The sequence below is a fragment of the Pseudomonas sp. B22129 genome (assembly GCF_044218875.1).
In the GTDB taxonomy this organism is placed as follows: domain Bacteria; phylum Pseudomonadota; class Gammaproteobacteria; order Pseudomonadales; family Pseudomonadaceae; genus Aquipseudomonas.
In genome coordinates this window covers 3501819-3516437 of record NZ_CP162592.1, presented here as the reverse complement: position 1 = coordinate 3516437, position 14619 = coordinate 3501819, and the positions used below count along the sequence as shown (strand labels likewise).

Sequence of the window (14619 nt, the reverse complement as noted above, 5' to 3'; positions counted from 1 at the left end):
GCCTAGAACAACAACAACTCAAAAATCATTGATCCCAGATGAGGCATTCCCATGCATACGCCCCGTATTCCGCTGGTCTGGCAAATCCTGATCGGCCTGCTCGCCGGCATCGCCATCGGCGCCCTGCTGCACCGTTTTCCCGAGTCCCGACCATGGCTGGTAGACAACGTTTTGCAACCGGCCGGTGATATTTTCATCAAGCTGATGAAGATGATCGTGGTGCCCATTGTGTTCGCGTGCATGGTCGTCAGCATCGCCGGGCACGGCGATGGCAAGAGCCTGGGCCGTATCGGGATGAAGTCCCTGAGTTACTTCTTTTGTATCACGACCCTGGCGATCATCGTCGGCCTGATCATGGGCAACCTGCTTGAGCCCGGCGCCGGTACTGAACTGTCCAGCTTGCAGGCGGCGAACATCACCCTGCCGACCAGCAACGGTGGCGGCCATAGCCTGGGGCAGATCATCGTCGGCATCATCCCCGACAACGTGATCAGTGCCATGGCCCAGGGCAGCCTGTTGTCGGTGCTGTTCTTCGCCGTGATGTTCGGCCTCGGCGTGTCGCGCCTGCCGGCTGAGCGCAAGGACCCGGTGATCGCACTCATGCGCGGCGTGTCCGATGCGATGTTCAAGGTCACCTCGATGATCATGGCCTACTCGCCCATCGGTGTGTTCGGCATGATCGCCGTGACCGTGGCCAACTTCGGCTTTGGCTCGCTGCTGCCGCTGGCCAAGCTGATCATGGTCAGCTACCTGTCCATCGTGTTTTTTGTGCTGGTGGTGCTCAACCTCATCGCGCGGTTGTGCGGGATCAACCTGTTTGCGTTGATGCGCCATATCAAGGATGAACTGGTCCTCGCCTTCTCCACTGCCAGCTCGGCCGCGGTGATGCCGCAACTGATGAAAAAACTCGAAACCTACGGCGTGCCGCCTTCGCTGGTGAGCTTTGTGGTGCCGGTGGGCTATTCGTTCAACCTCGACGGCGCCTCGCTGTTCCTCGGTATCGGCACGCTGTTCGTGGCGCAACTGTATGGCATTGACCTGAGCCTGGCCGACCAGGCGTTGCTGGTGGTGACCATGGTGCTGACCTCCAAGGGCGCGGCCGGCGTGCCGGGGTTCATGTTTGTGATTCTGTCGGCAACCCTGGGCAGCGCCGGGCTGCCGCTGGAAGGCATCGCGTTTATTGCCGGGGTGTACCGGCTGATGGAAATGCCGACGACCGCGCTGAATGTGCTGGGTAATGCGTTGGCGCCGTTGGTGATTGCGAAGTGGGAGGGGCGCAAACAGCATGAGCTGCCTGCACAAAATGTAACCGTGCAATCATGAAATAAAGCCGAATCCTGAAGACATGCAGGATCTGCCTGACTCTTTGGATTCGGTTGGTATCAGCGGGATTTTTTCGCTAGATGCCTCCCCAACGCATATGGGAAACCCTGTGCCCACCTTCCGAGGCCCGCAGCGAGAAATCGCGTGGGCTTTCGTGTTTTTCACGGTTGGGGAAATCGCCATTTGTGCAATACGTTGCTTATCTGGATGAGTTCGGTCACGTCCCTTCAGCGCGGTTTAAGACCCCGCATGATATTGCCGACGATCACCTCGGCGACCTCCTCAATCGGCACACCTCCCAATTTTCCATCCACTGACAGAGAAATCAGCCCTTCTACGGCGGCAAACACCGTCAGCGCCAATTGCACGGTATCGCCCTCGATGACCGCGCCAATGCTTTGGCCGTAGGCAATCGTCTGTGGCCCGGCGAGCAGCGATTTATAGCTCGACTCCAGCATTTGTGCTGAGGCGCCTTCGCGCTGTTTCGAGGCAAACATCAAACGGAAAAGCGCGCGATGCTGCGTGACGAAACGGATATTGGCGTTAACCACCGCGATCAGGCGTGGGAAAAATTCGGGTTCATCGCTGGAGGCAGCGCGGTCCAGCGCAGCCCCAAGCCGCTCGAAGCCTTGCAACGCCAGTGCATCCAAGAGCGATTGTTTACCGGGAAAGTGCCGACGCGGTGCGTTGTTGCTGACGCCAATCTCCCGCGTCAGCTCACGCAGGGACAATGCTTCCACACCGACACGCTCCAACATGGCCTCAGCAGCGGTCAACAGCGCCGAGCGAAGGTCACCGTGATGATAGGGCTGCGGTTTTTCCAGGTCTTCCACGGCTGGGTCCTTTCTTGAGAGAGCACGCATGATACCAAATGTTGCCATTGACAACTTATGTTGCCAGTGACTACATTGCACGCGTAACAGGGTGTCGGCCTTGTTCATTCAACCCTCGCTGACGACGGCCAGCCTTCTGGACAATCCCCATGAAACTCATCGGCAAGACGATACTGATCACTGGCGGCACACGCGGCATCGGCCTGGAACTGGCCACACAACTGCTGGCGGCAGGCAATACCGTACTGGTCACCGCGCGCGGTGCGGCCGGCCTGGCCAGCGTTCGCCAGGCGCTCCCCGGTGTTCATGCCATTCAAAGCGATGTGAGCGACCCGGTGCAAATCGCCGCACTATACGAAGAGGTCCGCCTGCGATTTCCAACCCTGAATGTGCTGATCAACAACGCCGGCATCATGCGCAACCTGGACCTGAGCCACGTAGCTCAGCCCGAACGCATTGCGGATGAAATTGCGGTAGGCCTGAGCGGCCCTATCCTGCTGACGCAATATTTGCTGCCGCTGTTGCGCCAGCAGCCTGCGGCACTGATCGTCAATGTGTCGTCCGGGCTGGCCTTGGTACCCTTTGTGATTGCCCCCGTGTACAGCGCCGCCAAGGCTGGCATGCACGCCTATACGAGATGCTTGCGGGCACAGGTCAAAAACACCTCGGTACGCGTTGTAGAGTTGCTTCCACCGGGCACCGAAACGGCGTTGTTTCGAGGTGAGTTCGAGAAGGAAATGAAAGGGCAAAAGGGGATGCCGGTTATTGAGCTGGTCAAACAGGCGATCAAAGGCATCGAGGCCGGGCGGCAAGAAATACGCCCTGGCTTGGCCAAAATACTCGGCGTGATGAGCCGGCTTGCACCGGATTTCATGATGGCGCAAATGGCCAGGATGTCTGCCCCCAAGGCATGAACGCAGGTTGGCCGGCCAAATCCAGGGCAAAAAAAAGCCTGCATCGCTGCAGGCTTTTCTCTATCTGGCTCCACGACCTGGACTCGAATAAAAAAATAACTACCTGTTTTAAAATGAAATTATGCTAATTTTTAGAATTCATATCCCTACGATTATCCTAATCAAGCCTGAATTTTAACGATGTATTCCCTGCTTTATCTACCGTACTTTGTATATTTATAAGTGGAGGGCTACCAACCATCATCATCCCAAGGCTGGCGTCTACAATTGTTAACGCAGCAGTTTCATAAGGGAGCCAGCGTTTCCCACCATTGATCCCGCCAAACGCATTATTCCACGGGTCAATTATTTCAAAGGCAGCACGAGAATCATCGAACCCCACGATCATAACTGCGTGGGACTCTAAGTCGATCGCATACCTATCCATAGCGGTTGAGGGGTATTCTGCTGCTCCATGCAACCTGATAATAACCGGATGGTTATCCTGGATGGTGTTTTTCACCCCGGCAATGAATCTAGGTGGCCAAGGCTCATACCCAGTCAATGAAATAAGGCCGCTGCAAGTTGGAAGCTTTTCTTTGGTGCTTATATCAAAAACATTTGCGTTCATGAATATAACTCCGCGCTAATTTCTGTCTGTGAATTCTGGCGAACTCAAAGAAACAGCCTAGAGTTGACATCATGACTTTTCAATTTTAATTGCTAGACTAAATAACCATATTGATATATCCGGCAACATGCGGCGTTGGCCGATTTTACTTGGGGGTCAGATAATATCGTTGTTAATTTCTATTTTTTAAACACGCACGTGATATTCACCTCCTATTTAGAGGGTAAATACCACCAGTCTCCAAACCGGCTTAGTTAAGCCTCATCCAACCTCATGCGTTTTCTGATGCACTCTTCTAATTGAGTATTAGCTAACGTCCATTTGGCGCGTTCCTTGTCGATGACTTCAGCCGGAGCCTTGTCGACGAACGCCGCGTTGGACAGCTTGCCGCCCACCCGCTGCACTTCGCCTTGCAGGCGCAGGATTTCCTTGTCCAGGCGCGCCAGCTCGGCACCTTTGTCGATCAGGCCAGCCATCGGCACCAGCACTTCCATCTCGCCCACCAGAGCGGTCGCGGACAACGGTGCTTCGGCGTCTGCGGCCAATACAGTGATCGACTCCAGCTTCGCCAGCTTCTTGAGCAGCGCATCGTTCTCGGTGAGACGGCGCTGGTCTTCGCTGCTGGCGTTCTTCACGAACACCGCCAATGGCTTGCCCGGTCCGATGTTCATCTCGGCGCGGATGTTGCGCGTGCCGAGCATCAAGGTCTTGAGCCATTCGATGTCGCTTTCGGCGGCCTCATCGATGCGCGCTTCGTTGGCCACTGGCCAGGGTTGCAGCATGATGGTCTTGCCGTCTTTGCCAGCCAGCGGCGCGAGGCGCTGCCAGATTTCTTCGGTGATGAACGGCATGAACGGGTGCGCCAGGCGCAGGGCCACTTCCAGCACGCGGACCAGGGTGTGACGGGTGCCGCGCTGGCGTTCCATCGGCGCGTTTTCGTCCCACAGCACCGGCTTGGACAGTTCCAGGTACCAGTCGCAATACTGGTTCCAGATGAACTCGTACAGGGCCTGTGCCGCCAGGTCGAAGCGGAACTGGTCGAGTTGACGGGTTACTTCGGCTTCGGTGCGCTGCAACTGGGAGATGATCCAGCGGTCCGCCAGGGACAGTTCGATGGCCTCGCCGTTCTGGCCGCAGTCTTCGCCTTTATCCAGCACGTAGCGCGCGGCGTTCCAGATCTTGTTGCAGAAGTTGCGATAGCCTTCGACGCGGCCCATGTCGAACTTGATGTCGCGACCGGTGGACGCCAGCGAGCAGAAAGTGAAGCGCAGGGCGTCGGTGCCGTAGCTGGCGATGCCGTCGGCAAACTCGTCGCGGGTCTGCTTCTCGATCTTCTTCGCCAGTTTCGGCTGCATCAGGCCCGAGGTGCGTTTCTGCACCAGGGTCTCCAGGTCGATGCCGTCGATGATGTCCAGCGGGTCCAGGACGTTGCCTTTGGACTTGGACATCTTCTGGCCCTGGCCATCACGTACCAGGCCGTGCACGTACACGGTCTTGAATGGTACCTGTGGGGTGCCGTCGTCGTTTTTCACCAAGTGCATGGTGAGCATGATCATCCGGGCAACCCAGAAGAAAATGATGTCGAAGCCGGTCACCAGCACGTCAGTCGGGTGGAATTTTTCGAGGAACTCGGTTTTTTCCGGCCAGCCCAAGGTGGAGAACGTCCACAGGCCCGAGCTGAACCAGGTGTCCAGTACGTCGTTATCCTGTTGCAGCGCCACGTCCGGGCCGAGGTTGTGCTTGGCACGCACTTCGGCTTCATCGCGGCCAACGTAGACCTTGCCCGACTCGTCGTACCAGGCCGGGATCCGGTGGCCCCACCACAGCTGACGGCTGATGCACCAATCCTGGATGTCGCGCATCCACGAGAAGTACATGTTTTCGTACTGTTTCGGCACGAACGCGATGCGGCCGTCTTCCACGGCAGCAATCGCCGGCTCGGCCAGAGGTTTGGTGGACACGTACCACTGGTCGGTCAGCCAAGGCTCGATGACGGTGCCGGAGCGGTCGCCTTTCGGTACTTTCAGGCCGTGGTCGTCAACGCTCACCAGCAGGCCGGCAGCGTCGAAGGCAGCAACGATCTGCTTGCGCGCTTCAAAACGGTCGAGGCCGGCGTATTCGGCCGGAATCTTGCCGTCGATGCTGTCGTTCAGCGAGCCGTCCAGGTTGAACACCTGGCAGGCCGGCAACACAACGGCGTTTTTGTCGAAGATATTCAACAGCGGCAGGTTGTGGCGCTTGCCGACTTCATAGTCGTTGAAATCGTGGGCCGGGGTGATCTTCACGCAGCCGGTGCCGAATTCAGGGTCGCAGTAGTCGTCTGCAATGATCGGAATGCGGCGGCCGACCAGCGGCAGCTCAACGAACTTGCCGATCAGCGCCTGGTAGCGCTCATCGTTCGGGTTAACCGCGACAGCGGCGTCGCCGAGCATGGTTTCCGGACGGGTGGTGGCGACGATCAGGTAATCGTTGCCTTCGGCGGTCTTCGCGCCATCAGCCAGCGGGTATTTCAGGTTCCATAGGAAACCTTTCTCGTCGTGGTTTTCCACTTCAAGGTCGGAAATCGCCGTGTGCAGCTTGGTGTCCCAGTTGACCAGGCGCTTGCCGCGGTAGATCAGGCCGTCTTCATGCAGGCGCACGAAGGCTTCTTTCACGGCTTCCGACAGGCCGTCGTCCATGGTGAAGCGCTCGCGGCTCCAGTCGACGGACGAACCCAGGCGACGGATCTGACGGCTGATGTTGCCGCCGGACTGATCCTTCCATTCCCAGATTTTCTCGAGGAATTTCTCGCGACCCAGATCGTGACGGTTCTGGCCGGTGGCTTCCAGTTGGCGTTCCACCAGCATCTGGGTGGCGATACCGGCGTGGTCGGTGCCTGGCTGCCACAGGGTGTTGCGACCCTGCATACGGCGGAAGCGGATCAAGGCATCCATTAATGAATGCTCAAATCCGTGGCCTATATGCAAACTTCCGGTGACATTAGGAGGAGGAAGGGAAATAGTAAACGACTGCCCCTTCCCCGACGGTGCATAGAAATCACGCGCTTCCCAATACTCTCGCCAGTGCAGCTCAATAGCACTAGGTATATAACTGGTTTGCATATAAAACTCCATTTATAGATAAATACAGTACCGATGTATAGCCCTTATGTAAACATCCCTTGGTGTAGTGGAGGGCTGCTGAAATTTGATTCAAAGAGGCACGCAAAATCAGAGGTAAGAAAACCTGATGCAGAACGTTAGATATGTAGGGAGCAACTTGATGGTCGCGTGCTTCGGGGCCCCGGTCGCTCACCTAATTTGCATCCGAAAACCAATGCTCCGCCTATTGAAATCCCTTGCAGATAAATTGGCCGCAAGCCTCTCTACAAAGTTAGCCGTACATTCGCATAGTATTTATAGAAGCCAGCATGAGCTTTATCATCCAAGACCTCGAAAACGACATACCTTTGCCGTTTTGCTCTTCCCAAGTCCCGGTGGGCGTCCTTTTAGCAGCATCTGGATAACATCGGAATCAAGACTGCCATGGATCTGTAGCCGAATTTTCGGTAGGCATCTAACAAATCTGTGAGTCGCGTGTTGACGGCTTCTTGCAGGTTTCTGCCTGTCACTTCTAGCTGCTCAGAATCGCTCTCTGCCGGTTACGGCCACGAAGTGTGCTGGTCAGATCGAATGCAAATGGCTCGACAAGTCTGTGCAATTACCAAAGGAGCCTTGTGGATGACTTTTTGCCGCAGAAGAGCTGAGTTTTCAAGCAAAAAAACGGCTGTGGTAGATGGTACTGAGATGAACCTTTCCATTGTGCGAATGCTTAAGATTGCATCGCTATGTGAAATCTGCAAAAGCTCGTTTAATCAGCAGATCTGAATTAAGATTGCATCGCTATGTGAAATCTGCAAAAGCTCGTTTAATCAGCAGATCTGAATTTTGCGTAGAAGAGCGATTCTTCAGCTGTTCTCGTCCGACGTTAGTATTTGAGTACGTGTTTACACGGCCTCGGCCGGTTGTTGATCTTGGTCTGACGGTTGAACTGCCATGATTTTCCTAGGCGATGAGCAAGCAAGTGCATGGTAAGCAGATAGTAATAGCGCGTCGATTCAGCGTGCTGGTTCACATGGTGATTTATGAACCATGCGAGATGCTTTTGCTTCCATGTCCATGGATTGTCGCGTTGCCAGCGATCAGCGATTGCTGTTTGGATAGCTTTCGCCTGGCGTAGGTGGCTTTGGCGCGTGGAGTGCGACCCGGTCAAGACGCTTACTAGGAATAGCTCCATGTCGAATGGCTTGCTCATGCTCGACTACCAATGTAAGCCGACACCACGCCGATACGGCCGTGTCCCAGCTCATAGCTGATTTTCACTCGGGCATCCTTATCAAGGTGTTGGTCGAGATGGCAGCAACGGCCACCGTTGATAGGTGCGGGATGATGGGTGATTTGCTCATAGCGTTCGCATGCATAGGCCGCGCGCAACTCGTGGAAACCTTTGAGACTGTACTGATGGAGGATGTCCCGTGCAGGACGGACGATTCCCCGTTGGAAATCGAGGTAGCTTTCGTTCGGTGCAAGCAGGTTGTGGCTACCGTCGGGCGAGACATGATGGGCGAATGCCAGTGCACCGCGGATGTGATCGTTCACCGTGATCCAGCGAGGTGCCGACGCACCTGCGCGGCCACCTTTGGTGCCATTCTGGATGTTGATCTTGCCGTAGTGTTCGGCCTCACGTTTTAAACGCGGTAGGTCCGCCAAAATGGCCTCGCGTAAGCGCATGCCGGTGGCTCTCACTAACTGAGCGATGGCCGCCTCGCGCAGCATTTTGTGTTCGCAGAGCGCGTCGACGATCTGCTTCACGTGTTCGGGGTCTTGGCCTTGCGGCACCGAGCAGCGAACACTGGTGCGCCGCATACCCAGCGCCTTGCTCGGATTCGGCACTTTCACATACTGATCACCGCGAAGCGCAGCCATAGTCCGGTTAACGCTGGATAATCGATTTTGCGCAGTGGTGATGGCGAGCTCACCTTGTTCAACGTGGTGACGCAGATGTTCGGCATAGTCACGCAGGGTCTGTCGATCAATTTGCCGGGCATCGTTAAACCCCGGCCCATCCTCCGAGCGACACCAGCGCACAAACGCCTGCCAGCGATCACTGTGTGCTTTGACGGTCCCGTAATGCCCACCGCCAAACAGATCTTTCAATGCCTGTGGCCCGGTATAGCTCAACTGCCGACCGTAGCCAAAATTGCGTCCATCTCGCCTGCCCAACAGTGCCATGATCGAACTCCTCTCGAAGCCAAAACTTATAAAACTTTCCCCACGTCATCCCGCCAAGAATGTTGAGTGTTATCAGGGATCAAGGCCCCTGCGACCTGTGAGGGTTGTCCACTAACGCGGGACTGGCGGCTCTTTACGACCAGGAGCTTGGGCATCTCATGATCTGGCCTCCTGAACACCTCCAAAGAAGTGGGCGGGTAGAGGCTGCACTGGCTGACGAGACCAATGCCGCGAGATCCTGAGTCGGGTGAAGGCAGTAATGCGATGACTGGGGCGTGCCTGACTGTCAGTCAGGCGCAGTCCATCCCATGAGCTGCGGCACCATCATCTGCATCGCTGTTGCTGGTGACTTCGGTGTTTGTCACGCCGATTGTCACGAAGGGGAATGCCGCAAAGCCTTGTACGAGTTGGGCTGCAGCAGCGGTAGGAGCGCCCGTCTCTTTCCGGGGGAAAGAGACGGGCGCAGGTTGGTGCAAGGAAATGGCCAAGCGGATAGGTTGCTGCAGGCCAGCTATGAAAGGGGATGAGTTGCTGCAGTGGGCACATTGGTAAAAGTAGGCATCCATCACATTGCTGTGACCGTGCGAGCCGCCGGACGCTAATCGCACTTTGGGAGAACCACCACGGTGTGGCGTAGCCTTAAAGGTTCTGGCTACCTGGGTTGCTGTCAACGACAGCGTTTTGCCCGATCTTTTCTACGCCTGTAGATAATTCGGGTCAAGGCTCGAATTTTCGGGAGTTCTGCGACTGTGGATGAAATTACCCACTGGTGGAAATCAGTGGTTTTCCACAGACAATTGTGTGGGCTTTAGATTTTTTAAGTGAGGTCCATCCAAACAGGGCGGCTTTGCAGCCCTGTTTGGATGGACCCGCGTGGACAAGCGGATCACTGAGATACTGAGTACCGAGCGCTTACTCGGTTGCGCCACGCTTTGCTTTTAGTCGAGAGACATTAGCACCCGTCTGATTGGCGAATTCGCGTGGGCTGACATGCTTCTGCTGATTAGCCTCAAGGTAGCGACTCCACCAGTTCATGATCAGCCTGCGCTCCTCGATGAACTCGGCCTTGTGGATGTAAGCGGCGCGGACGTTGTTGCGTTCCTTGTGGCTTATCTGCCGCTCGATGGCTGTGTCCGTCCACAAACCTGACTCGATCAGTGCGCTGCAGGCCATCGAACGAAACCCATGCCCACAGATCTCGGATTTGGTGTCGTACCCCATCTTCCGAAGCGCGCTGTTCACCGTGTTTTCGGACATTGGTTTCCAAGACTTGGTATCGCCTGCGAACACCAAGTCAAATTTTCCTGTGATTGCGTTGATCTGCTCGAGCAGGGCGATCGCTTGCGGCGATAAGGATAAGGCGGGGCGGTGGACGACCCGCGAGGCTTTGATCGAGCCTACCAGGTCGTAAGCAGGGTTTACGGTGATAAGCCGGAGGCGCTTTGCCTCGCGCATGATGCTCTGCAGGTAGTTTTGTATCCTTAAAGCAATGTCTATCGTTCCGCGCTTCTTAATCGCGTCCAGGGGCCGCATAAGGTCGTGGGTATCAAGGTCGACAATGGCGCGGGCGCCGATCAGCGCGAAGAGATGAGTTTTGAGGCGACTCATCACTGTCTTGGAATAGTCCGGTGCCCACTTGGCTGACATTTCCGTGTGCCAGCCGAGGGCAACGCTTTCAAAGGTGTGGCCTTTGATCATAGCGGCCGTCTTGGCTTGGTGCTTGGCTCCTATAGGGTCAATGCCATCCGCCAGCAAGCGCTTGACCTCCAAGCGCTTGCGGCGCGCATCCGCGAGGCCAACGATGGGGTAGTTGCCGAATGAGGTCAGTCCTTCCCGGCCATCAGGTTTGACATATCTGACGCCAGCCTTTGCGGCCATTGGGTTGGACTAGAAGGTAAAGGCCGTCGCCGTCGAAAAGCTTATAGGCGCGGTCTGTGTGCTTGGCCGAACGGCAAGCGGCGTCGGAGAGTGGAGCAGTAGTGCGCGACATTAGGGTACTCCCTTTTATCGAACTGACCTTTATCCCAAACTCTACCCTTAAAATGGCTGGTACTTACCGGAATCCGACAGAACGCCAAAACGAAAAAACCCGCCATAAGGCGGGTTTTTCGGGGGTTTCAGAGATTTTGAAAGCCTTCTCTGGAACCTTGTCTGGCTCCACGACCTGGACTCGAACCAGGGACCCAATGATTAACAGTCATTTGCTCTACCAACTGAGCTATCGCGGAATGCGCCGTATGTTACTGATTAAAAAGAAGAAGTCAAGCACTTGCAGGTATCCGGCCGAATCACCGCTTGCCTGGCTAGGCCGGGCTGGCCATTTCCGTGGCCAAATCCAGCCAGGCGCGCGCCGCTGGTGGCAGGTGAGCGCTGGCGCGCCAGGCCAACGCAATGTGCCAGTCGGTATGGGGTTCATCCAAGGGAATCAGTGCGATGCCCGCGTGTTGATGCTTGTGTGCAAGCATGCGCGGCAGGAACGCGACGCCCAGCCCCGCCGCCACCAGGTCGACGATAAAGTCGATCTGCCCGCTGCGGGCGGTCACCTTCGGCGTGACGCCTTTTAGCTCGCAGGCGGCAAGAATCTTCGCGTTCAAGGCAAAACCGGCTTCAAACAAAATGAACGGGGCGTCGGCAAGGTCGGAAAAATCAATACGCTTGCGACGGGACAATGGGTGCTTCAGCGGCAGCACAGCCATCAGCGGTTCATTGCGCACGGGTTGGTAGTCAAAGCCCTCGTCCACCGGCAGCAGCAACGCCGCCAGATCGACCTCCCCCGCGTCCAGGCATTCGCGCAGTTTTTTACTGCCATATTCGGTGAGCTCGATTTCGATGTCGGGGTATCGGCTGCGATAAGCCGCAAACATCGCCGCAAACAACACACCACAGCCCACCGGCGGCAGGCCGATACGCAACTGGCCACGCTTGAGGCCGCGCAGGTCATTGATCTCGGCGATCAAGTCATTGCTTTCGGCAAGCAACACAGAGGCGCGGCGATAGGCAATTTCGCCGGCAGCGGTAAGCTCATTCTTGTGACCAAGGCGATTGAGCAACGGCATACCCAATTCCTCTTCAAGCGTCTTGACCGCCTTGCTCACCGTGGATTGCGTCAGGGACACCACCTCGGCCGCCTGGGAAAAACCACCCTGGCGTACCACCTCGACAAACGCACGCAACGCTCTCAAGTTCATCGGTATTCCTTTTTCGACTTCATGGCAGTGATAAAAGTTGTTTTTATCATGACAGATGTTTGCTTATCGTGAACCCACCTTGCCCCTGTGGAGACACTGTTCATGATCATTTCGTCCGCGTCCGATTACCGTGAAGCCGCCAAGCGAAAACTGCCGCGCTTCCTGTTCGACTACATTGACGGCGGCGCCTACGCCGAACACACGATGCGCGCGAACAGCTCGGACCTGGCCGAGATCAGCCTGCGCCAGCGCATCCTGCGCAATGTCGACAACCTGAGCTTGAAGACCACACTGTTCGGCCAGGAACAGGCGATGCCGGTGATCCTCAGCCCGGTGGGCCTGACCGGTATGTATGCGCGGCGTGGTGAGGTGCAGGCGGCCAAGGCAGCCGCCAGCCAGGGCATTCCGTTCTGCCTGTCGACGGTGTCGGTGTGTTCGATTGAAGAGGTGGCGTCGCAGAGCCCGCAATCCATTTGGTTTCAGCTGTATGTGCTCAAGGATCGCGGCTTCATGCGCAATGCGCTGGAGCGCGCGCAGGCCGCCGGAGTGACGACGTTGGTGTTCACCGTCGATATGCCAACACCGGGCGCGCGCTACCGGGATGCACACTCGGGCATGTCCGGGCCGTTCGCCGCGTCGCGGCGTATGTTGCAAGCCGTCACCAAGCCACGGTGGGCTTTCGATGTCGGGCTGATGGGCCGCCCGCATGACCTGGGCAATATCTCCAAGTACCTTGGCAAAGCCACCACCCTTGAAGATTACGTCGGCTGGTTGGCCAACAACTTCGACCCCTCCATCAGTTGGAAAGACCTGGAGTGGATCCGTGAGTTCTGGAAAGGCCCGATGATCATCAAGGGCATCCTCGACCCGCAGGACGCCAAGGACGCAGTGAGTTTCGGTGCCGACGGCATCGTGGTCTCCAACCACGGCGGCCGGCAACTGGATGGGGTGTTGTCCACTGCCAAAGCCCTGCCGGCCATTGCCGAAAGGGTCGGTGATGACCTGACGGTATTGGTGGATTCAGGAATTCGCTCAGGCCTCGACGTGGTGCGCATGCTCGCCTTGGGGGCGAAGGCCTGCCTGCTGGGCCGCGCAACAGCCTATGCACTGGCAGCCGATGGCCAACGCGGCGTGGAAAACTTGCTGGACATCTTTGCCAAGGAAATGCGCGTCGCCATGACCTTGACGGGTGTCACCTCAATTGAGCAGATCGACCGCAACACGCTGGTACAAAGCTGACGCGCAACTTGCCAAATAACTGGCGCCATCAACCATCGGCTGAAGTTAACTTCCAAATCAGCCGATTGATTTATAAGGACTTTTATTAAGTTATCCGAAGTGGCATGAATCTCGCTCTAACTTTTATCAACAGGTTAAGCGATGACAGGACGTGTGGCAGCGCCCAGGGGTTATAAACCCGGGCCAAAGCGGTTTAAACTGTATCCAATGTTTTACAGAACTGAAGGAACAGTAAGACGCTTGGCACCCGCCACTCTCATCGAGCCTGTAAGACAGTTAAGTGCTTAGAGGCCGCCCGCTTATGAAAACACCGACCCAGACCAACGCAATTGACTTCGACAGTGCCAAATTGCAACGCCTGGGGTTTGGTCAACCAGCACTGCGCCCTCGCCGCCCCGTTACGTTCACACAACTTCGCCAGCAACTGAGCCAACAATTACAGACCAGCCTGGAGCCGGAGCGTATTCTCGGCATGTTCTTTCGCGAGATCCAACGCCTGGTACCGCTGGACGCATTGCAATACCGCCACGAAGCCAGCGACCTGCGCCTGGAGTTTGGCCACCGCGGCCACCACTCGGTGAGCTACTCCTTGAGCCATGAAGGTGAGCACCTTGGCGAGCTGATATTCCGCCGCAACCAGCGGCTGATCGAAGAGGAACTGAGCCAGCTTGAGTCCCTGCTGGCGACGCTGCTGTATCCGATGCGTAATGCCCTGCTCTATCGCGCCGCCACTCGCAGTGCACTGCGTGATCCGTTGACCGAAACCGGCAACCGCATCGCCATGGACCAGACCCTGCAACGGGAAATCGACATGGCGCGGCGGCATCTGCACCCGCTCTCATTGCTGATGCTGGATATCGATCACTTCAAGAAAATCAACGACACCCACGGCCATGCGGCGGGCGACAATGTGTTGCGTGCTGTGGCTGGCGCGATCAAAAGCCAGCTGCGCAATGTGGACATGGTGTTCCGGTTTGGTGGCGAAGAGTTTCTGATCCTGCTGTCAAACACGGGCCGGGACGCGGCGGGGATGGTTGGCGAGCGCCTGCGCCGAGCGGCACAAGCCCATGAGTATTGGGCGGAGGGTACGCAGATAGAGTTGACGGTGAGCCTGGGGTGCTCGACCTTGTTGGCCGCCGAGTCAGCCGAGAGCCTGCTGCGTCGCGCCGATAATGCCTTGTACGTGGCCAAGCGCGAAGGCCGTAACCGCTTGGCAATGGCGGGGTAACCCCCGCCATTACG

General features: G+C 56.7%; 10 protein-coding genes, 1 tRNA gene and 1 pseudogene. 4 read left to right on the top strand and 8 right to left on the bottom strand.

Going from position 1 to position 14619, the window contains the following annotated elements:
- Nucleotides 1-51 precede the first annotated feature (51 nt).
- Nucleotides 52-1323 (top strand): cation:dicarboxylate symporter family transporter, encoded by a 1272-nt coding sequence (locus AB4P94_RS16205; protein ID WP_395606407.1) that lies wholly within the window; start codon nucleotides 52-54, stop codon nucleotides 1321-1323.
- A gap of 227 nt (nucleotides 1324-1550) precedes the next feature.
- Here AB4P94_RS16205 and AB4P94_RS16200 read toward each other — a convergent pair whose 3' ends face one another.
- A complete protein-coding gene (locus AB4P94_RS16200; protein WP_395606406.1) occupies nucleotides 1551-2264 on the bottom strand; it encodes a TetR/AcrR family transcriptional regulator in 714 nt (237 codons plus the stop codon).
- A gap of 41 nt (nucleotides 2265-2305) precedes the next feature.
- On the opposite strand from AB4P94_RS16200, the gene AB4P94_RS16195 reads away from it, so the two are divergent.
- On the top strand, nucleotides 2306-3070 hold the full coding sequence (locus tag AB4P94_RS16195; RefSeq protein ID WP_395606405.1) for an SDR family oxidoreductase: 765 nt from the start codon (nucleotides 2306-2308) through the stop codon (nucleotides 3068-3070).
- Nucleotides 3071-3227: 157 nt separating this feature from the next.
- Here AB4P94_RS16195 and AB4P94_RS16190 read toward each other — a convergent pair whose 3' ends face one another.
- The 7 genes and pseudogenes from AB4P94_RS16190 to AB4P94_RS16160 form a co-directional block, all read right to left on the bottom strand.
- Nucleotides 3228-3680 carry a C39 family peptidase gene (locus AB4P94_RS16190; RefSeq protein WP_395606404.1) on the bottom strand — a complete coding sequence of 151 codons (453 nt, stop codon included), beginning with the start codon at nucleotides 3678-3680 and terminating at the stop codon, nucleotides 3228-3230.
- 254 nt (nucleotides 3681-3934) lie between these two features.
- Nucleotides 3935-6781, bottom strand: coding sequence for a valine--tRNA ligase (locus AB4P94_RS16185; protein WP_395606403.1), 2847 nt, complete (start codon nucleotides 6779-6781; stop codon nucleotides 3935-3937).
- An 865-nt stretch (nucleotides 6782-7646) separates the two neighbouring features.
- Complete coding sequence (locus AB4P94_RS16180; protein WP_395606402.1) at nucleotides 7647-7973, bottom strand: hypothetical protein; 327 nt, start codon at nucleotides 7971-7973, stop codon at nucleotides 7647-7649.
- Nucleotides 7970-8950: an integrase gene (locus tag AB4P94_RS16175; RefSeq protein WP_395606401.1), complete on the bottom strand. Its 981-nt coding sequence runs from the start codon at nucleotides 8948-8950 to the stop codon at nucleotides 7970-7972. The genes AB4P94_RS16180 and AB4P94_RS16175 overlap by 4 nt, the downstream gene beginning before the upstream one ends.
- A gap of 912 nt (nucleotides 8951-9862) precedes the next feature.
- Nucleotides 9863-10940: pseudogene (locus tag AB4P94_RS16170) on the bottom strand (tyrosine-type recombinase/integrase).
- A gap of 162 nt (nucleotides 10941-11102) precedes the next feature.
- A tRNA-Asn gene (locus AB4P94_RS16165) sits at nucleotides 11103-11178 on the bottom strand.
- 75 nt (nucleotides 11179-11253) lie between these two features.
- Nucleotides 11254-12138, bottom strand: a complete 885-nt coding sequence (locus AB4P94_RS16160; RefSeq protein WP_395606400.1) for a LysR family transcriptional regulator — start codon at nucleotides 12136-12138, stop codon at nucleotides 11254-11256.
- A 102-nt stretch (nucleotides 12139-12240) separates the two neighbouring features.
- On the opposite strand from AB4P94_RS16160, the gene lldD reads away from it, so the two are divergent.
- Nucleotides 12241-13377, top strand: coding sequence for an FMN-dependent L-lactate dehydrogenase LldD (gene lldD / locus AB4P94_RS16155; protein ID WP_395606399.1), 1137 nt, complete (start codon nucleotides 12241-12243; stop codon nucleotides 13375-13377).
- A 301-nt stretch (nucleotides 13378-13678) separates the two neighbouring features.
- Nucleotides 13679-14605 (top strand): GGDEF domain-containing protein, encoded by a 927-nt coding sequence (locus AB4P94_RS16150; protein WP_395606398.1) that lies wholly within the window; start codon nucleotides 13679-13681, stop codon nucleotides 14603-14605.
- The last annotated feature ends 14 nt before the right edge of the window (nucleotides 14606-14619 follow it).